Below are 20,045 nucleotides of genomic sequence, written 5' to 3' on the forward strand. Positions count from 1 at the left end.
GGAATCATTATGGCTCGCTTTTTTATTGATCGCCCTATTTTTGCTTGGGTGATTGCATTATTAATTATGCTCGCGGGTGTGTTAGCCATTAAAGGCTTGCCCATTGCACAGTATCCGAGTATTGCACCGCCAACAGTGGTGATCAGTGCTTTCTATCCTGGTGCTTCGGCTAAAACCATGGAAGACACGGTTACTCAGGTGATTGAGCAGCGCATGACCGGGCTGGATCACTTACGTTATATCTCATCGACCAGTGACAGTTTTGGTAATGCGAAGATTACCCTGACGTTTAATGCTGAGGCCGATCCTGATATTGCTCAAGTACAAGTTCAGAATAAGCTGCAAGCGGCTACTCCGTTATTACCCACTGAAGTTCAGCAACAAGGTGTACAAGTTAACAAGTCCAGCTCGGGCTTTTTAATGGTGCTTGGCTTTGTGTCTGCTGATGGTTCAATGGGGAAAAGCGATATTGCCGATTATGTTGCTGCCAACGTACAAGACCCAATGAGCCGTGTACCTGGTGTGGGTGAACTGACACTTTTTGGTGCGCAGTACGCAATGCGTATTTGGTTAGACCCGCTTAAGTTAACCCAATACAAACTAACCAGTATTGATGTCATTGCTGCAATACGTGAGCAAAATGCTCAGATATCAGCGGGTCAATTAGGTGGTGCGCCTTCGGTTGCGGGTCAAGAGCTTAACGCGACGGTATCAGCACAAAGCCGCTTACAAACACCAGAGCAGTTTAAGAAAATTATTGTTAAATCTGATTCGTCGGGCGCCAACGTTTTTCTAGCCGATGTTGCCAGAGTGGAATTAGGCGCAGAAAGCTACGCGGTAGACTCATATTATAATGGTAAACCCGCATCTGGTTTAGCGTTTAAATTAGCCACCGGTGCGAATGCGTTAGACACTGCAGAGGGTATTAAAGCCAAAGTTAATGAGATGAAAGAGTTTTTCCCTCAAGGGCTTGAGGTGGTTTATCCCTATGATACAACGCCGTTCGTTGAGCAATCAATCGAAGGTGTGGTGCATACATTGATAGAAGCCATAGTGTTGGTGTTCTTGATCATGTACCTGTTTTTACAAAATTTTAGAGCAACACTTATTCCAACAATCGCTGTGCCTGTGGTGTTATTAGGAACATTTGCTGTGTTATCTGCAGCCGGTTTTACCATTAATACCTTAACCATGTTTGCCATGGTATTGGCGATTGGTTTGCTAGTAGATGATGCGATTGTTGTGGTTGAAAACGTTGAACGCGTAATGTCTGAAGAAGGCTTAAGTCCGCTTGAGGCAACCCGAAAATCAATGGATCAAATTACCAGTGCCTTAGTCGGTATCGGTTTGACCTTGTCGGCGGTGTTCGTACCAATGGCATTTATGTCTGGCTCCACCGGGGTCATTTATCGTCAGTTCTCTATTACTATTGTTTCAGCGATGGCTTTATCGGTGTTTGTCGCCATCGTGTTAACGCCGGCATTATGTGCCACCATGTTAAAACCAATCGAAAAAGGTCATTCCTACGCAGATACAGGGTTCTTTGGCTGGTTTAACCGTAAGTTTGATGCAATGACATCGCGTTATGAATCAAGTGTCGGCAGTATTCTTAAGCGTTCTTTTAGAGTCATGCTGATTTATGTTGGTTTAGTTATTGCTGTGGGTTGGATTTTCTTACGCATGCCAACGGCATTCTTACCCGATGAAGACCAAGGTATCTTGTTTACACAAGCGATTTTGCCAACTAACTCCACCCAAGAAAGCACGGTTAAGGTATTAAAAGACGTTTCTAATTATTATCTTACTGAAGAAAAAGACATTGTGAGGTCAGTCTTTACCGTTTCAGGTTTCAGTTTTGCTGGTTCTGGGCAAAATATGGGACTTGCGTTTGTGGGTTTAAAAGATTGGTCTGAACGTGAAGCACCGGGTGAAGATGTTAAATCATTGGCAGGACGAGCCATGGGTCACTTTGCGCAAATTAAAGAGGCGTTAGTGTTTGCCTTTGTACCGCCATCAGTGATCGAGCTTGGTACTGCAAATGGTTTTGATGTCTACCTGAAAGACTTAAATGGTCAAGGACACGCCAAGTTAATTGAAGCGCGTAATCAATTATTAGGCATGGCTTCACAAAACTCGAATCTTGTTGGGGTTCGTCCAAATGGTCAGGAAGATGCGCCGATATACAAAATTAATATTGATCACGCTAAATTGCGTGCTTTAGATATTGATATTAATAGCGTCAACAGCGTGCTGGGTACCGCATGGGGTGGGTCATATGTGAATGACTTTATTGACCGTGGCCGAGTTAAAAAGGTTTATGTTCAGGGGGATGCTAAATATCGTATGCAACCTGGTGATTTAGACTCTTGGTATGTACGTAACAATAATGGTGAAATGGTACCGTTTTCGGCATTTGCATCCGGTACTTGGGAATTTGGCTCACCACAATTACAGCGCTTTAACGGTGTACCCGCGGTCAATATTCAAGGCTCAACAGCACCGGGTTATAGCACTGGTGACGCGATGGATGCATTAGAGGAGATGGCCAAGCAGCTTCCTCCAGGGTACGGCTTAGAGTGGAATGGTTTGTCGTACGAAGAACGTTTGTCGGGTAATCAAGCACCTAGTTTGTATGCTTTATCTATCCTAATTGTGTTCTTGGTATTGGCTGCTCTGTATGAAAGCTGGTCAGTGCCTTTATCGGTGATTTTAGTGGTACCACTAGGGATTATTGGGGCGCTATTGGCAATGAATGGTCGCGGTTTACCTAACGACGTATTCTTCCAAGTCGGTCTGTTAACCACGGTGGGCCTGGCGACTAAAAACGCCATTCTAATTGTCGAGTTTGCCAAGGAATATTACGAAAAAGGATCTGGGCTAATTGAGGCAACATTACATGCGGTACGTGTGCGTTTACGCCCAATTCTAATGACTTCATTAGCATTTGGTTTAGGTGTTGTGCCATTAGCGATTAGTTCTGGAGTTGGCTCTGGTAGTCAAAATGCCATCGGTACTGCGGTATTGGGCGGTATGATGACCTCCACCTTCTTAGGTATCTTCTTTGTGCCGTTATTCTTTGTGGTGGTTGAGCGCATTTTCAGTAAGCGTGAAAAACCAACGGAAGAGGAAGATGAAAAAGTCGATAACGATAGAAAAAATATTTAATTTTTTACATTATTGATTGTAAAAAGCCCAGTTTAACTGGGCTTTTTTATGACTATTGTTTTTGAAGAGATACAGAGAGTGAAAACTGACTCAAAAGGTATTAAGTCGGCATTATTAAACGGTATTTTGGTTTATATTCAATAGAAAACTGAAAATGTGTTTAAAAAACACTCTGGTTAAAATTGTATTAGGTGTTTGATAAAGTTAGCTATTTAATTGTAAACGGTACGGTTTTAGGTCACACATGTGCAGATTTGTTGTGTTATAGTCAAAATGTTAATTAAAACAGCTTATTAACATCTATTCGTGCTTTACTGATACTTTAATGGTTATTTTTTAGCTAAGCTATCATCGATAAAGATGAACTTTTGATTAAATTATGATTATGATAGTGAATAACAATAATAAAGGATGTCACCATGCAGGCGCTATTTATTAGCCTCACTTTAGCCGCTATTCTGGCTTATCTTTGGTATGCCAGTCTACTTAAAAAGCGCACTTCAGCCATTGAAGCGCTGAAAGTGATCGACGCAAAAATTGATAAAAGATTAATGTTGTTCACTGAACTGTGCCAGGAAAAAAAGTCGTATCAACACCCCCTAACTGATGATCAACAAGCTCAATTGTTGCAACTTAAACAAATGCAGCCCCAACATGATTGGGAACAACCCATAGAAGAATCAAACGTAGCGGGCGGCTCCTTGTCGGTATCTATTGCTGCGTGGCAACAGATTGATCAAGGTTTAGAGGCGTTATTATCAACGGTAAATAAAGACAAACTGTGTGCTGACCAGCTTGCCGAGTATTTACAGTTAGAACTCGATTTTGTCCATGCAGAGGATTTTTACCGCAAAGCCGTCGACGAGTTAAACAGCGGTGTTAAAATTTTTCCTGGATCTGCTGTGGCTAAATTTGCGCGTATCGCGCCGATGCCAATATTCGATCAAGTGCAGGACTAACCCAATGATATGGGGTAATCGACAGACGCTATTGGGTATCATGGGATTGTTGGCTTGCGCTGGTTTACACATGCAGGTGCAAGCCAAACAAGTGATTTATCCCGCCGTAGAAGAAGTTGACAAGCCACAACTCAAAGCTAAGTACTTGCCTGAACAAGCTGCAGTTAAAAAACAGTTATCGTTACAACCTACACAACCTGCACCCGTTGCAGAAAACACCGCTCCGGCATCAGAAATGGATAAGATGACGAGTCGAAGCAAGGTTGATTCAATCAAAGATCCATTGTCATTAACAGCAGGCTATGTCGATGAAAAACCGCAGCCGCGCACCTTAACGAATGACTACCCGTTAAAGCCGTCGGCCAGTGTACCGAGTAAGCAGCGCATTAAGGCGAGTTATTCCGACAATGGTATCGTGAGTGATTTAGGCGTTGAAAAACGTAAAGTTTACCAATATAAGCAAACCAATGGCGTGATGGTATTTAGCGATGTACAACCGCAGGGTGATGACTACCAAGTGCTGTTGTATGAATGTTTTGCATGTCGTGTCGACTCGGTTATCGATTGGTATAAAATTCCATTATTTACTTCACCTTTTGCTGCCGATGTTGCTTTAGCAGCGCGCCAATATCAGCTGGATCCTGCACTTATTCGGGCCGTTATTCATGCTGAGTCGGCTTTCAAAATGGGTGCACTATCAAAAGCGGGTGCCAAAGGCTTGATGCAGTTAATGCCTGCGACCGCTAGCGATATGGGCGTTGATGATCCTTTTAATGCTCAGCAAAATATTCGCGGTGGCAGTCGTTATCTTGCACTGTTACTCAGCCAATTCAACGGCGACATTGATCTTGCGTGTGCAGCATACAATGCTGGCCCGACTACTGTGATGCAATACCGCGGCATACCGCCCTATCCTGAAACACAAGCTTATGTAAAGCGTGTAAAAATATTATTAAAACGCTATCAAAAGGCATTAGCCAGTTAATTTAAGGTAATTATTAATGAATCATTTACTTGATAAACTTCACTCCAAGCGTATCCCGTTCCGTCGCACTCAGGGCTATGGCCTTACTAGTATGGCCGGATTACTGATATTGGGCGCTGTAGCTGTCCCCGCCGTTGCTGCCGATAAATCATCAGCTGCGCCATCGCAAGAAGATGTGCGTTTATACGACATCGCGACTGCACCACAAGCCCAGCGGATTGAGCAATATATTCGCACTTTAGTCGGTTTCGGAACCCGCCATACCTTGTCTGATACTCAATCTGATACCCAGGGTATTGGTGCTGCAAGACGTTGGATTGAAGCTGAATTTAATCGTATATCTAAAGAGTGTGGCGGCTGTTTAGAAGTGGTGACTGTGGCTGATACCGTTCAAGGTAAACGAATTGCGAACCCAACCGAAGTGGTTAATGTTATTGCTATTCAACGTGGTCAAACAGATCCTAAGCGCGTAGTGATGATGAGCGGTGATATTGATTCACGTGTCAGTGATGTATTAGATGCCAGCTCAATTTCTCCTGGCGCTAATGACAATGCGTCGGGGGTTGCGGGAGCGCTAGAAGCTGCTCGCGTATTATCAAAATATCAATTTAACGGCACTATCGTTTATGCTGCGTTGTCGGGCGAAGAGCAAGGCCTGTATGGCGGTAATATTTTAGCTGACTATGCTAAAGCGCAAAATTGGCAGGTTCAAGCAGTATTAAATAATGACATGATTGGCAATATATCAGGCATTAATGGCGTGGTGAATAACAGTAGTGTGCGGGTGTTTTCTGAAGGTGTACGTATTGCCGAAACCGCAGATGAAGCCAAAGAACGCTATTTTAGTGGCGGCGAAAATGATTCTGCTTCACGTAATTTAGCCCGTAAAATTAAATCGTTAGCAGACCAGTACATGACTAATTTAGAGGTGATGCTAGTGTATCGCCTCGACCGTTTTGGCCGTGGTGGACATCATTTACCGTTTAATCAGGCTGGCTTGCCTGCCGTACGGATTATGGAAACCAACGAGAACTATAATCGTCAGCATCAAGATATTCGCGTTGAAAATGGCATTGCGTATGGTGATGTGATTGAAGGTGTCGATTTTGACTTTACAGCCAAACTGACTGCACTTAATGCACTGAGCTTAGCGTCACAAGCGTGGGCACCAGCACCGCCAACCAAGGTTACCATTGCAGGGCAAGTATCACCGAGTACCACCTTAAGTTGGGCAAGAAGTGATGATAAAACTGTTGTTGGATATCGCGTCTATTGGCGTTTAACCACAGTGCCAGAATGGACTCATAGTCGCTATGTCGGCAAGGTTGATCAGTTCACGTTAGATAATATGGTTATCGATAATTACTTATATGGCGTGGCCAGCGTTGCCGCGAATGGCAATGTCAGCCCAGTGGTGTTTCCGGGTGCAGCAGGTGCATTCTTTAAATAACGCTCAGTAACAGCTTTGAAGATAACCAACAAAAATGCCCAAACCGTTGCTGCGGTTTGGGCATTTTCTATTATCTACTATCAGTAATCATTCTTCACATTGCACTGCAACATAAAGCCTGCAGAGGCTAAATTATTCACCGACTTCCCACTTCACAGTCGTATGGCCATCGGCATGATCTAGATTTAATAACGGCGTTAAATAATCTTAGCCACTAAATCATTAATCATTTACACGCCACAGCAACATAAACCCTGCAGAGGCTAAATTATTCGCCGACTTCCCACTTCACAGTCGTATGGCCATCGGCATGACCTAATAATGGAGTTAAATAATCTAATGCTTCTTTAGCTAATACATCTAATTGCCAAGGTGGGTTAATAACCCATAAGCCAGCAGCTGTCATACCAAACTCGTCACTGTCAGCGCTAACGGCTTGCTCAATACGCAACTGTTTTTTAATTCCGCTGTTTTTTAGCAAGGTTAACATAGCTTCTGTTTGCTCACGTTTTACCACTGGATACCATAAAACAAATGTCCCAGTCGCAAAACGTTTATGAGCTTTAATAATGGTTTCAGCCACATCCTGATAGTCAGTTTTCATTTCATAGCTGGGATCAATTAATATGACTCCACGGCGCTCTAATGGAGGAACCGCGGCAATTAATCCTTTTAAACCATCGCCTCGAATGACTTTTACTTGCTTGTCGTCAATGAAATAATTTTCCAGTAACTCGTGGTCAGTAACATGCAGTTCGTGCAATACCATACGATCTTGCGGACGCAGTTCGACATCGACAATCGCCGGAGAACCAGGGTAAACCGTTAATTCACCATCAAATTCAGCGTTAAAGTGCTTTACTGTCTCAACGTAATCAGCCAATGCAGTAGGTAAATTTGCGTGGTCCCATAATTTAGCCACGCCGTCTAAATACTCGCCCGTTTTCTGAGCAAACTCATCGGTTAATGAGTAGGCGCCGGCACCTGCATGAGTATCAATATACACATAAGGTTTATCTTTTTTCTGCATCGCTTTTAATACTTGAATAAGCATTGAGTGCTTAAGCACATCGGCATAATTGCCTGCATGATAACCGTGGCGATAACTGAGCATGGGCATTTCCATTTACTAAATGAGACAGCAAAAACTGTGTAATGTCGACATTATAAGTTTTCTAGCGCGCGAGGTATAGGTGTTCACTGGTGATGGCTTTTGGCATAATGGCGTAGTTTCTTATATTGGCATGGTAATCATCTTGTTGCAGACACCTATCTTCTTTAATCAGCAGTATCCTTCATTAGTCGATATTGCCCAGCGCTGGCAGCTTGTGTGGGATCAGCATGCTGCTTTTGAATTGCGCTTTGAGCAAAACTGCCTAAGTTTGCATAAACGAGATGAGCCTAAACTAGACGGCATTAGTGTTGATTTTGTTTCTGGTGCGGTTGCTCATCGGCGTAAGTTTGGTGGCGGGCGAGGTCAATCTATCGCCAAAGCGGTTGGATTAAAACAAGGCTTAACGCCAACGGTTGTGGATGGAACTGCCGGCTTAGGCCGTGATGCATTTGTATTGGCCAGCCTAGGTTGTAAAGTCATTATGGTTGAACGAAACCCCGTGGTTGCCGCGCTACTCGAAGACGGTTTACGCCGCGCGTATGATGATGCTGAAATTGGCCAATGGATGCATGAGCGTATGAGCTTGTTCCATGGTTCCAGCCTCAATGCATTAGCCGATGCGGTGAAAACGAGCACTAACGTCAGCGAGATTGATGTGGTTTACCTTGATCCCATGTACCCACACCGTGAAAAGTCAGCGCTGGTAAAAAAAGAAATGCGAGTATTCCAAACCTTAGTTGGGGCTGATCTTGATGCCGATGGATTACTGGCACCTGCTATCGCATTAGCCACCAAACGTGTCGTTGTAAAACGCCCTGATTATGCTGAGGATTTAGACGGTGTAAAGCCGCATTCTGTGATTGAAACTAAAAAAAATCGCTTCGATTTATACATCAAATCCGCGATGAAATAGCATCAAGTCGAACATCGAATATTAGTGTTTTAGGTTATTACTATTGGCTTTAGATTACGAATCTTGATTTTGTTGAGTCTTTGAGGAAAGCTAACTGGCTTTTACCTCAAAAGACTCATCCAAATGTCGTTGGAACTCGGCTGGATATTCTTGCTTAGCAATATGCCTGCACCAGACCAATAAAACATGGTTACAAAATAAAGGTGGCGACTTTGTTACTCAAATCTGTCGCACGGTCTTTGAGCATTGTGGCTTGGTCTAAATGAGTCATCGCCGATGAGGTGATCTCATCGGTGACATCTTTTATCGCAACAGTATTTTTAGTTATTTCGTTCGTCACCTGTGTTTGCTCTTCTGCTGCTATGGCTATTTGACCCGCCATATCAGAAATCATATTGACCGCTTCAGTTATTTCTTCCAGAGCGTTTGCCGCAGCGTTAACATCATCAACACTGTTATTGGCTAATGTTTTACTACTGTCCATCAAGCAAACAGCTTGTTTGGTTGTGCTTTGTAAGGTTTCGATAGTGGTATAAATCTCTGCCGTTGAGTCTTGAGTCCGACGAGATAATACTCGCACTTCATCAGCCACTACGGCAAAACCACGACCTTGTTCACCCGCACGAGCGGCCTCAATCGCTGCATTTAATGCCAATAAGTTAGTTTGCTCAGCAATCCCTTGAATTGTTGTCAAAATGCTAGAGATGGCTTGTGCATGTAGGCTTAATTTACCAATGACGGTAGTGGTTTCATCTATTTCTGATGCCAACGAATTAATGGTCGTGCGAGTTTTATCAACTAAACCTTTACCTTGAATACTGCTTTGGGTTGACTGTTGCGCCGCCGCAGCAGTACTTTCAGCATTGGCTGCAATTTCATGGGTTGCGCATGACATTTCCGTCACTGCAGTCGCAACCATTGCGACTTCTTGCTGTTGGCGTTGTAGCTCATCAACACTTGTTTGATTTGTAAGTAAACTCTGCTCTGCATCTAAATGCAGTTCGTGCGCCAGATGACGAATATGGCTGATCAGCTGATGTTGACTACTCACAAAGCGGTTAAAGTTATCGGCTAGCACCCCGACTTCATCCTGACTGTCGACAGTGATGCGTTGGGTTAAATCACCATTGCCGTCAGCGATGCGGGATAATGCTTGTGATACACGGCTTAATGGTGCAAGTAACAGGCTTAATAACCATGAAATTGATAACACACTGATAATCAGTACTAATACAGCCAATCCTAGTTGGGTAAACATTAAACTGGCAAGTGGTGCTTCTAGGGTTTGTTGGTCGAGTACAAAAACCAGTTGCCAATCAGTATTCGGTATCTCTTCGCTCCAGAGTAATTTATCTCTGCCTTCAGTATCAAAATAGACAGGTACTAATTTGCCTGTTTGACGACTTGATTGGATCAATTGACTGCTTAACTTATTATCAATAGACGTAATTTTGCCCATCAATTTATTTGCGTCTTTATAAGCAATCACAGTGCCGTCTTTATGCATCATGATGGCATAACCGTTGGCTGGCAGGGACATGCTGTTGACGCTATCGACTAAGCTAGCAATTGAAACATCGCCAGCAACTACGCCATTGCTGGTCGGTTTAGCGATAGTGACGACCAATACATTAAAGGCGACATCTACGTAAGGTTTGGTAATAATTGTTTTACGTGCTTGTTGTGATTGATGGTACCAAGGACGCGATCTAGGATCATAGCCGGTACGATCAATACTCGGGTCTGAATCAATCATTATGCCATTATTGTTACCGAAATAGGTTAGCTGAAAATCGCCGGAGATTTTTGCTTGTTGCAAAGCATTAAGCGTATCACCTTCGACCTTAGTGGCAACTGAGCTGATGATCCGTTTACGATCAGACAACCATCCTTCAATTAGTTTTGCCTGTTGTTTACCAGATTCACTTACCTGATTAACACTACTTTGCAGTAACGAGCTTTTTTGGGTTGAATAGCTGTGCCACGATAATAGTCCAATGACAACCGCAAGGGCGAGGACAACCGATAGTAATATCTTTTGCTTTAGTGAATATGACTTCATATGGGATGTTAATACTGTTTATTTAAATTGAGATACGAAAATAAATACAGCTTTGTGGTTGCTGAATTTAGAATATGAATTGAGATAAGGGAGAGTCATCTCAATCTTGCTTTTATTTTCGCACACATAATAAAGCAACAAAATTAAAATCAATGTATAACAATATTAATGTCGTTTTTGTCATGTTTATAAAATATTCACTGATTCTGAATGTTAATTTTTAATTTAAATTTATATTAATGTAAATATAAAAAAGACATATAAATCCAACTTGTGTTTTTTTTGTTTAAAGTATTCACATCTGGTGTATTTATACTAAAAAGGATTTAAATCTGTTTATCAGGATAGATTGATATTTATCCATTACTGTAGCTTGCAGTCACAAGCATAGTGTTACAGATTGCTATTAATCGCTAAGTCTAGCAAAAGCTACTTATTGCTGAACACAGCACAGTCACGACCTTGTCCCTTTGCGAGATAAAGTGCCTCGTCTGCGCGTTGAAGCCAAGTATCAGCCGTTGTACCCGGTACCCATGGGGCAACGCCAAATGACACGGTTATTTCTTTACCATCTGGTGTTTTCAATTCTTGCTTAATCGCCGTTTTAAGATTATCAATAAACACATGTTGATCACTCATATTGGGAATTAATAATACAAACTCTTCGCCCCCGAACCGATAAAGTCGATCGTATTTACCAATATGTGAGGTGGTGATAGTTACAAAATCTTTTAGTACTTGGTCTCCAACAGCATGGCCGAACTTGTCATTGACTGTCTTAAAGTAATCTAAATCTAGAATAGCCAATAATTGCTCAATACCATTATTTTCTGCATTAGATAAAGCCGCTTTTATATCTGAGCTCATGGCGCGGCGATTATATGCGCCAGTGAGTTCATCAATAGTGTTGAGCTTTTTTAGTAAGAGAAACTGCTTCACGCCATGACTGGCATAAATAAATGCACTCATTGATAACATCAAGATTGTTATAACAAAGGAGTTTAATGAAATTGTATTAAAAATATCAGACAGGGCCACCATAGCAACGCCAGCGACGAAATTAATACATAAGGCCTCAAGCGGTCTGACTAGAATAAAAGTACTTGCGAAGACTGGATAAACCCACAAAAAACTGTCGATTCCATTTGCTATCACTATGGCTACAACACCGGTATTAATAAATACCGCTGCTATTGCGCTTACTATGCGGATTTTTTTAGAGAAATATGCATAAGCGACCAATGCGACTATGCCTAGTATGAGCGTTATATCAATACCAGCAGCAATAAAGTTACCATCGAGGTAACGTATTACTACAAATGGAAAAACACCCATTATAGCCACAGTACCCAGTAGCAAAAATAATGACAGTTGATATTTTTGCTGTAGTTGATTGATCATAATGCTCTCGCAGTAAAATGAATGATTATTCTTATCAGGCTACATATTACCAAGTGGAAACCTTTTTTACTTGAAAATATGTCAGCAGCAATTTGTTTACATAAAATGCTATCCAATTGAGATTCAATGCTGATGCCTAGATACATGTCTGTTTCTGTCACTTTACTGTCCGGTGAGGTTAGCAACGTCATTGGTTATTCCATGCCGCCTAAGGCGTCATTATGTTGGAGCAACGTGCAGATAGAGCAAACCCTAGTAGGGCGATAAAATGGAGCGAAGCAGAAAATAGTCTGGCAAACACTGGATGTTTTGACCAATTACCGCCATTATTTCTGGGTACTTTTTACGGTTTAACCAAGTTATAGCATTGTTTATTCAGTAAAAAGGCCAATGAGGTTTGATGCAAGCTTATATTACACGCATCAAATAACGCCCAAGGAAGATCTGCATTGCAGACAAGATAAAAATGGATACACAATGAAAAAGATATTACTCTTCGCGACTATTAGTTTAGCCGTTTCGATTCCCGCTATTGCCCATGACAATCATACAAATAACCCCTTAGCCACTAACAAACTAAACCTAAACCCACCACAAGCTCAACCTTTGCCACTACCGCCTTCGGCGCCCATTAGCCAAATTGAATCCCATAGAGCGCTGCTGCGGGAGACGCCATTGATGGCATCACCAAATGAGCCCACCCCAATAGATTCACTTGAGGTACATTCGCGTCAAAAACGTCATATAGATGTCTCGGAGCAACTGCCACTTAAGTTACAGAGTCGCAGCGCCGCAGTGCAGAGCAATGACTGCAGTGACTTTGTCGGTAAATCGGGCCAAGCCCTAGTGGATCAATTGAGCCAATCGACACCCGAATGCGTCGGTAAGCTCTATAGCCTCAAAGGCAGTGCTGCGACCGCGCTATTTAGCGAGGCCAATGTGATCAGTGTCGCCAACGCCATTGCCACTAAAGCCAAGGACTACACTGGGGTCGATGTTCAGCATCTTGAATCGCATATTTACTTTGTCCGCGCAGCCCTCTATGTGCAGTTTTACAGCCCAAATGATGTACCCGCTTACAGCAGCGCCGCTAAGGCCAGCTTAAAATCGGCCCTCAACGCTTTATTTGCGAACGCTGCGATTTGGACTGTTTCCGATGACAATGCTGGCGTGTTGAAAGAAGCCTTAATCCTGATTGACTCTGCCGAGATCGGCGCCGATTTTAATCATGTCACCATAAAAGTGCTAACGGACTACGACGCTAACTGGCAAGCCAGTTTCGCCATGAACGCCGCAGCAAACTCAGTGTTTACCACCTTATTCCGCGCCCAGTGGAATGATGACATGCAGGCGCTGTTCGCACGTGACCAAGGCATTTTAGATGCGCTAAATAACTTTCAACTCGAACACCGCGACTTGTTAGGCACCAGTGCAGAGTATCTGTTAGTCAACTCAGTCAAAGAGTTATCTCGGCTGTATTACATTGATGCCATGCGCCCGCGAGTGACTCAGCTAGTTAAAAACATCCTCAGCAGCACCAGTAAAAGCGAACCGAGCAAAGTGCTTTGGTACGCGACGGCAGAAATGGCCGACTATTACGATCGCAGCCATTGTAACGATTACAATATCTGTGGTTTTAAGGCGCAGTTAGAGGCCGATACCCTACCTTTCAACTGGAAATGCTCCGACAGTCTCAAGATCCGCGCCCAAGATCTCTATCAAGATCAAGCCAAGTGGGCCTGTGATGTGTTGACCAGCCAAGAAAGCTATTTCCACAGCAAACTTGAAACGGGCATGCAACCTGTAGGGCAAGATAACAACGATGATTTAGAGCTAGTGATATTTGGCAGCTCGTCTGAGTATAAATCCTTAGCCAACAGTATCTTTGGTATCAATACCGACAACGGCGGCATGTACCTTGAAGGCTCGCCCGCCGGACTCAAAAATCAGGCGCGTTTTATCGCCTATGAAGCCGAATGGCGCACGCCGGATTTCCATGTCTGGAACCTGCAACACGAATATGTGCACTACCTAGACGGGCGCTATAACCTGTTTGGTGACTTTAGTCGCGGCACGTCGGCCAATACCATTTGGTGGATTGAAGGTCTAGCGGAATACATTTCTTACCGTGATGCCAATACCGCGGCGATTGCCATGGGCGAAACCGGTGAGTTTATGTTGTCGACCATATTCAAAAACAACTATGAATCGGGCCAAGACCGTATCTACCGTTGGGGTTATCTTGCGGTGCGCTTTATGTTTGAGCATCACAGGGACGATGTAAGACAGATTCTCGCCTACCTACGTAACGACCAATACGCGGAATATCAAACCTTTATGGATGGTATCGGTACACGTTACGACAACGAGTGGAAAGGTTGGCTCGCCAGCGGCTTGAGCACGGCTGACAATGGCATTGTCGATAAAGGCCCAAGTGATGTCGATGCTGAGCCCAGTGGCCGTGAAGGTAACTGGACTGGTCCTGCGGGCACTATCAGTAAAGATTACTCCCCTTGCCAAGTGACGAACGAAGCCTACCGTTACACAGAATCGGCCAGCCTTAAAATCGATGTGCCGATGGAATGTATTGATTCCAAACTCGGCCGCGCCAGTTTCAGTTTCACTAATACCGAGCGCTCGGCCCAAGATCTGTGGATCAAGATTGGCGGCGGTTGGGGTGATGCCGACATTTATTTCAATTCTAAAAGTTGGGCAAGCCCAGAACAAAACCAAGGCGCGGGGATCGGCAACGGTAACTATCAAGTTATTAAAGTGCAGTTAAACCCTGACGAATATTGGCACTACATTACCTTGTCGGGGGATTTTGGCGGCGTCGATATGCAAGTTAGCACCACTGAGCTGTTCGCTGATGTTGATCCCGATCTGGGAGATGGCGGCGTAGATCCTGAGCCACCAGCAAATTGCGGTGCAGTGACCTTAGATTACGGCCAGCTCACACTGGGCAAAAACGAGTGTATCAGTGGTGGACGCAACAGCTTCTACTTCTGGGTTGAGGAAGATAATACTCAGTTCACCGTCACCACTAAGGGCGGTTCTGGGGATGCCAATCTTTACTTCAATGCCAGCCAGTGGGCCGACGCCGATAATGCCGATGCCAAGAGCACTCAAGTGGGTAATCAAGAGTCGCTTAGCTTCAGTGCCAATCGCGGCTGGCGTTATATCACAGTGGATACTGCCACTGAGTTTAGCGGCGTAACACTCACCCTCAATACAGGCGCGAGCAACACGCCGACGCCAGCTATAATCGACAATGCCTGCGCGACACAATCACCCTTGAGTCATGGTGAGCTGAGTTCAGGCAAAGCCATCTGCACCACCGATGGTCGCAGCGATTACTATCTTTGGGTGCCAGAAGGTACGAGTCAGTTAAGCATCAACTCGGCCCACGGCAGTGGTGATGTGAGCCTGTTTTCGGGGACAACGTGGGCCAATGCTCAACACTTCGATGCAGCGTCTGTCACGCCTGCTAACACTCAAGAAAGTATCACAGTCGATGCACCAAACGTGGGGTGGTATTACATCACAGTGCAGAGTGAACCCCAGAGTTCAGGAGTCGCACTGCAGGTTGATTTACGTTAAAACTAATCAATGCTATTTCGTTAGTTTACTGCCGTAAATAGTGGTTTAGGCTTGGCCTGATGCTAACGGCAGTGTTGGCTAGATGTATCGACTTAATGCGCGTAGCGTTGAGATAAATAATCGGCCATAACGACAGTTATGGCCAATTATTAAGCCTATATTTGAGCGGTTGCTCGCTAACTATTATCGACATTGTCTATCAGAATGCTTGTTCTATATTGTCGGTATAAATACCACCTGAATGTCATCTGGGCGGTATTTGGCCACAATTAAATTACAGCTATGAATAATAGTTAAAATGGATGATTATCGGTTATTCAAGCCGATATTTTGAGCATAATCGTGCAGAGTGAAATCGGATAAAGACTTTTATAGTGACGAATAAACGTGCGCTAAAGCGGCAAATGTTTAGTGAAAAAAATACCGTCTACTTCAATCAGAAATAGCCGGTATTTTTTACTTCTCGTTTAAGGTTATTTACTCATAGTTTGCTACTAGGTTTACCCCCGAATAGTTAGTGTAACCTCTTAGCATCACATGATAAGTCGTTTCAACCGTTGGGGTGAAAGAACAGCTTTCATTGTTACCATTTTTGTAGGGACGACAATCAAAACTGCCTGTGGTCGGTTGTGTGCCGGCTTTGACGTATATATCGGCATCACCGCTACCACCACTCATGGTCACATTGAGGGTGTTATTAGCTGGTACGACGACCTTATAAAAGGTTTGTGAACTGCTTGCACCGCTTAATCCTGTTCTTGGAACACCATTAACAAGACAATCACTGTCTGTACAACTACTTCCGCCACCTAGATTGTAGTCCGCAGTAAGGTTAGCATTAGCGAAGGCTGAGTAACCTTGGATCATAACGTACCATTTACCAGCAGCAGGATTAGTGAAGTCGCAGCTTTCATTATTACCATTTTGAAATGGACGACATTGATAACTATTAATGGTCGGTTTAACCCCTTGGCTGACATACATATCGGCATCACCAGAACCACCAGCTAAGGTAACCGCAAGGCTGGTTGCATTGGTTGGCACATCAATGAAATAGTAACTTGTTGAGCCCTGGCCCCCGCTTGTTGCAATAGCTTGACCATCAAGAAGTTCAGTGTCAGAAGGCGGCGGCGGACAGTTATCACCACAACCACCATCGCCATCCAGTGAGAACAGCAGTGAATTTGGCGATCCAGTTTTTGCATCAGATACCTTACCGCTACTTGCTCTTGTCGCCAGCAAGTTAGTCACTTGTGTTGGAGTCATACTGGGGGTTTCATTAAGATATAGCGCAGCAACCCCCGCAACATGTGGCGCGGCCATTGAAGTACCACTAATGGTGTTAGTTGCACTGTTTGAAGTGTACCAAGCCGAGGTGATGCTTGAGCCTGGGGCATAAATATCAAGACAAGTACCATAGTTTGAAAAGCTTGAGCGTGAATCAGAGCTGGTTGTTGATCCCACAGTAATCGCATCGGCGGCACTAGCTGGAGAGTAATTACAAGCATTGCTATTGTCATTACCTGCAGCAACCACAAAACTAATCCCTGCAGCAACCGCAGCATTAACGGCATCATCTGTTGCTTGTGATGCACCACCACCTAGGCTCATGTTGGCTACAGAAGGACCAGAGGCATTATTTTTGACCCAATTAATGCCTGCAATCACTCCAGAGTTACTGCCTGAACCACTACAACTGAGTACCCGTACCCCAACAATATTGACATTTTTTGCAACCCCATAGCTGGCACCACCGATTGTGCCCGCAACATGAGTACCATGGCCATTACAGTCTGTGGTATCTGAGTCGTTATCGATAAAGTCATATCCACTGGTGGCTCGTCCACCAAATTCATTATGGCTATTGAGTACCCCTGTATCGATAATATAGGCGGTGACCCCCGTACCATCATAATCGTAATGGTAGTTGTTATCGAAAGGCAGATCTCGCTGATCTATTCTGTCTAAGCCCCACGTTGGACTGCCTTGATCGCTACTGGCAGACATAATAGGGGAGATCGACATCATTTGATCTTGTTCTATGTATTTAATTTTAGGGTCATCTTGAAGTTCAGCGATCTGCTTGGCATTGGCTTTAATCAATACGCCATTTAGTGCGTTACCGAAGTTTTTCACCACGCTAATATTGTAATCATTAGCGAGAATGTTGGCTTGTTGAGTGGAAAAATTAGCTAACGCGGATGTATCTTGTAGATTTAAAATACTCGGGGTATTAAAGACCACTATATAGGTATCTTTAATGGCTTTGTTACTGTTCACTGGAAGTAATTGTGCTGCTTGGGATTGCATTGGAAGTGTGCTCAGGGCTGCCAATACTGCGAGGGCTATTTTATGTTTGTGTTCCATACGATTCTCCATTTTTTTTATAGTCTCCATAAACGACGAGACCTCTAAAAAGTAGGATATGCAGCCATATTTTTATTAAAAATGGTTTGATTAGTAAATGACAAACGATTATCAATTGTAACTATTTAGTTACATCTCGAGCTTAAAATACCTTATTAGGATAAACGCGGTAAAAAAAGTCTTAGTACAAAAGTAGGTGGCAACGAAATACTCAAAAAAGATCAATAATGACAATGAATTGCTTATTATGGGTTAGTATTCTGATGTTAAATTTTTTCAGTTAGCTTGAAATTTGTCAGCCTTTAGGTTGAGTAAGTTTTTATGCCGTCATACATAAGTTGTAAATGCATCGTTTTGTGAAATCTTTTACACTTAATAACATAACGTCGCCTGCTTACTCTCAAATTTGTCATCCTAAAGTTGTGGACTTAGTGATACTCAGTCGGTAACTTTCAGCCCGAATCATTTTTATCTAGGCTTAACTTATCACTTTGATTTTATATTAAGCGGATCGTATAAAAGTTTACTGACTTTATTGAATAACTAACTTATGCAGGAATAACTGCTAAAGAAAAGCTACTCGAATGAGTAGCTTTTTTGTAACGCATTGACTAGGTAAAAGTATAAGGTACTTTAATTATTTAACATGACTTGGTTTGATTTCGAAATATTCAGATTTCTGATTAAACCGTCGTAGTCATCATTTTGGATGTCACCGACAGTCATCTGAATATTGCTATTAAGTCCTGATCTTTGTAAATTTTCGGGACGGTTAGCGATATCTTCAGCTGTTAGTGGATATGCTTCACTAGCATCAATATTAAATTGACTCGAATCGATAGCGGTAAACTTACCACTAATAGGCGCACCATGTTGTCTACTAATATTAGCCAATATCCATTCGAAATTGTTTTTACTGTTTGCGGAGTTAACTGCAGTAGGCCAATCCCATACACCGTAACCGTTAATATCCTGATGAAGATATTGATCAACTAAGGCTTCTGGCCCATTAAGATTATTCGCATTCGCTCCACCAAAAGTATAAGGGAAGTTAGGTCTATTTGTCGGATGATCAATATGCGCATTACCACCCCATTTTAAGAAGTTCTCATATTTTATATCGTACATCATAAATAAACTGGAGGTATAAGGAACATCCGCCTTTTGTTTAAATAGGGTGATTGATATATAACGTTTACTACGAGGCGGCATCATTGCTCGATATTGTGCTTGGCTAGAAATCGTTGTACTTTTGCCGTCGGTTTCACTCCAGCCTTGGCTAGCAGAAAATTCGGCGCTGATTTCAGAACTCGCTCCGCCAATTCCAGGAATACCCACTTCGTATTTATTGGTGACACCAATTTTTTCAGAGAAGGAGAAATTATCAGTTTTTGCCCAACTGGTGGTGTAGTCATAATTTAGGGTGGCTACACCGGTATCTTCGGTGTCTCCCCAGTTATAAATCACCACGGGAGCAGTATAAATAGCTTCGCGATCATAAACTTGAGGAGAACCTAACCGTAAGTCTTGAGGGTTAGTTACAAAATGTATATTTTGTAAATTAACCTTCAAACGCTCACTTGAGCGGTAGCCGCCAGCATGTGGATCATTGCTATTATAGCGTGCTTTGAGACTATACTCGTTGCCCGATTCTCTTCTTACTTCTATATCCTGACCAACATACTGTGATGCGGTACCACCAGCCCAAGCATACCCAAGGTGATGACCTAGGGAGAATAGTGAGCTGATAAACGATGGGTTAGAAATAACATCATTTTTAAGTGAATCAAGATCAGGGGCGGCGTGCTCTACCATAGACAGTTTTGGAATAGTATTAGGGATAGCAGCTTCCACAAAGTAAGAGGTTGCTCCTAAAGCAGTTAAACAGGATAAGGTTAATATTTTTATATTTGATTTTGTTCTCATGATTATTCCTTTATTTTAATTAAAAGTGTCCTTCATTGAACGCGCAAATAGATATTATATGTACTCAGGAAACATATAATTAATCATTACTACTATGCGCATT

The 20,045-nt window shown here is 43.1% G+C and carries 11 protein-coding genes and 1 pseudogene; 7 read left to right on the top strand and 5 right to left on the bottom strand.

The genetic code is table 11. From position 1 onward, the window contains the following. The first annotated feature begins 9 nt into the window (after positions 1-9). The 4 genes and pseudogenes from GW828_RS13000 to GW828_RS13015 all read left to right on the top strand — a co-directional run bounded on the left by GW828_RS13000 (position 10) and on the right by GW828_RS13015 (position 6,559). The gene (locus GW828_RS13000) at positions 10-3,165 is read left to right on the top strand and encodes an efflux RND transporter permease subunit (protein ID WP_124016743.1); all 3,156 of its coding nucleotides are present in this window, start codon (positions 10-12) and stop codon (positions 3,163-3,165) included. A 419-nt stretch (positions 3,166-3,584) separates the two neighbouring features. After that, complete coding sequence (locus GW828_RS13005; RefSeq protein WP_124016744.1) at positions 3,585-4,124, top strand: hypothetical protein; 540 nt, start codon at positions 3,585-3,587, stop codon at positions 4,122-4,124. A gap of 361 nt (positions 4,125-4,485) precedes the next feature. Next, positions 4,486-5,109: pseudogene (locus tag GW828_RS13010) on the top strand (lytic transglycosylase domain-containing protein); the annotation flags it as partial. Positions 5,110-5,200: 91 nt separating this feature from the next. Further along, on the top strand, positions 5,201-6,559 hold the full coding sequence (locus tag GW828_RS13015; RefSeq protein WP_420542438.1) for a M28 family peptidase: 1,359 nt from the start codon (positions 5,201-5,203) through the stop codon (positions 6,557-6,559). Positions 6,560-6,827: 268 nt separating this feature from the next. Here the strand turns inward: GW828_RS13015 and GW828_RS13020 are convergent, their stop codons facing one another. After that, positions 6,828-7,673 carry a 23S rRNA (adenine(2030)-N(6))-methyltransferase RlmJ gene (locus GW828_RS13020; protein ID WP_124016746.1) on the bottom strand — a complete coding sequence of 282 codons (846 nt, stop codon included), beginning with the start codon at positions 7,671-7,673 and terminating at the stop codon, positions 6,828-6,830. A gap of 130 nt (positions 7,674-7,803) precedes the next feature. Between GW828_RS13020 and GW828_RS13025 the strand changes: the two genes are divergently transcribed. Beyond that, a complete protein-coding gene (locus tag GW828_RS13025) occupies positions 7,804-8,586 on the top strand; it encodes a class I SAM-dependent methyltransferase (RefSeq protein ID WP_182698301.1) in 783 nt (260 codons plus the stop codon). Positions 8,587-8,776: 190 nt separating this feature from the next. On the opposite strand, the gene GW828_RS13030 is transcribed toward GW828_RS13025, so the two are convergent. Together GW828_RS13030 and GW828_RS13035 are read right to left on the bottom strand one after the other, a co-directional pair. Then, complete coding sequence (locus tag GW828_RS13030; protein WP_182698268.1) at positions 8,777-10,648, bottom strand: methyl-accepting chemotaxis protein; 1,872 nt, start codon at positions 10,646-10,648, stop codon at positions 8,777-8,779. Positions 10,649-11,077: 429 nt separating this feature from the next. Beyond that, positions 11,078-12,049 carry a GGDEF domain-containing protein gene (locus GW828_RS13035; protein WP_273058046.1) on the bottom strand — a complete coding sequence of 324 codons (972 nt, stop codon included), beginning with the start codon at positions 12,047-12,049 and terminating at the stop codon, positions 11,078-11,080. Between the two features lie 221 nt (positions 12,050-12,270). On the opposite strand from GW828_RS13035, the gene GW828_RS13040 reads away from it, so the two are divergent. Together GW828_RS13040 and GW828_RS13045 are read left to right on the top strand one after the other, a co-directional pair. After that, on the top strand, positions 12,271-12,414 hold the full coding sequence (locus tag GW828_RS13040) for a hypothetical protein (protein ID WP_165870101.1): 144 nt from the start codon (positions 12,271-12,273) through the stop codon (positions 12,412-12,414). A 112-nt stretch (positions 12,415-12,526) separates the two neighbouring features. Beyond that, positions 12,527-15,649 carry a M9 family metallopeptidase gene (locus tag GW828_RS13045; protein WP_273058047.1) on the top strand — a complete coding sequence of 1,041 codons (3,123 nt, stop codon included), beginning with the start codon at positions 12,527-12,529 and terminating at the stop codon, positions 15,647-15,649. 477 nt (positions 15,650-16,126) lie between these two features. Here GW828_RS13045 and GW828_RS13050 read toward each other — a convergent pair whose 3' ends face one another. Both GW828_RS13050 and GW828_RS13055 read right to left on the bottom strand, forming a co-directional pair. Beyond that, on the bottom strand, positions 16,127-18,016 hold the full coding sequence (locus tag GW828_RS13050) for a S8 family peptidase (RefSeq protein ID WP_182741119.1): 1,890 nt from the start codon (positions 18,014-18,016) through the stop codon (positions 16,127-16,129). A 633-nt stretch (positions 18,017-18,649) separates the two neighbouring features. After that, positions 18,650-19,942, bottom strand: a complete 1,293-nt coding sequence (locus tag GW828_RS13055; RefSeq protein ID WP_124016751.1) for an aerolysin family beta-barrel pore-forming toxin — start codon at positions 19,940-19,942, stop codon at positions 18,650-18,652. Positions 19,943-20,045 lie beyond the last annotated feature (103 nt).

The sequence above is a fragment of the Shewanella vesiculosa genome, from assembly GCF_009994065.1.
In the GTDB taxonomy this organism is placed as follows: Bacteria; Pseudomonadota; Gammaproteobacteria; order Enterobacterales; family Shewanellaceae; genus Shewanella; species Shewanella vesiculosa.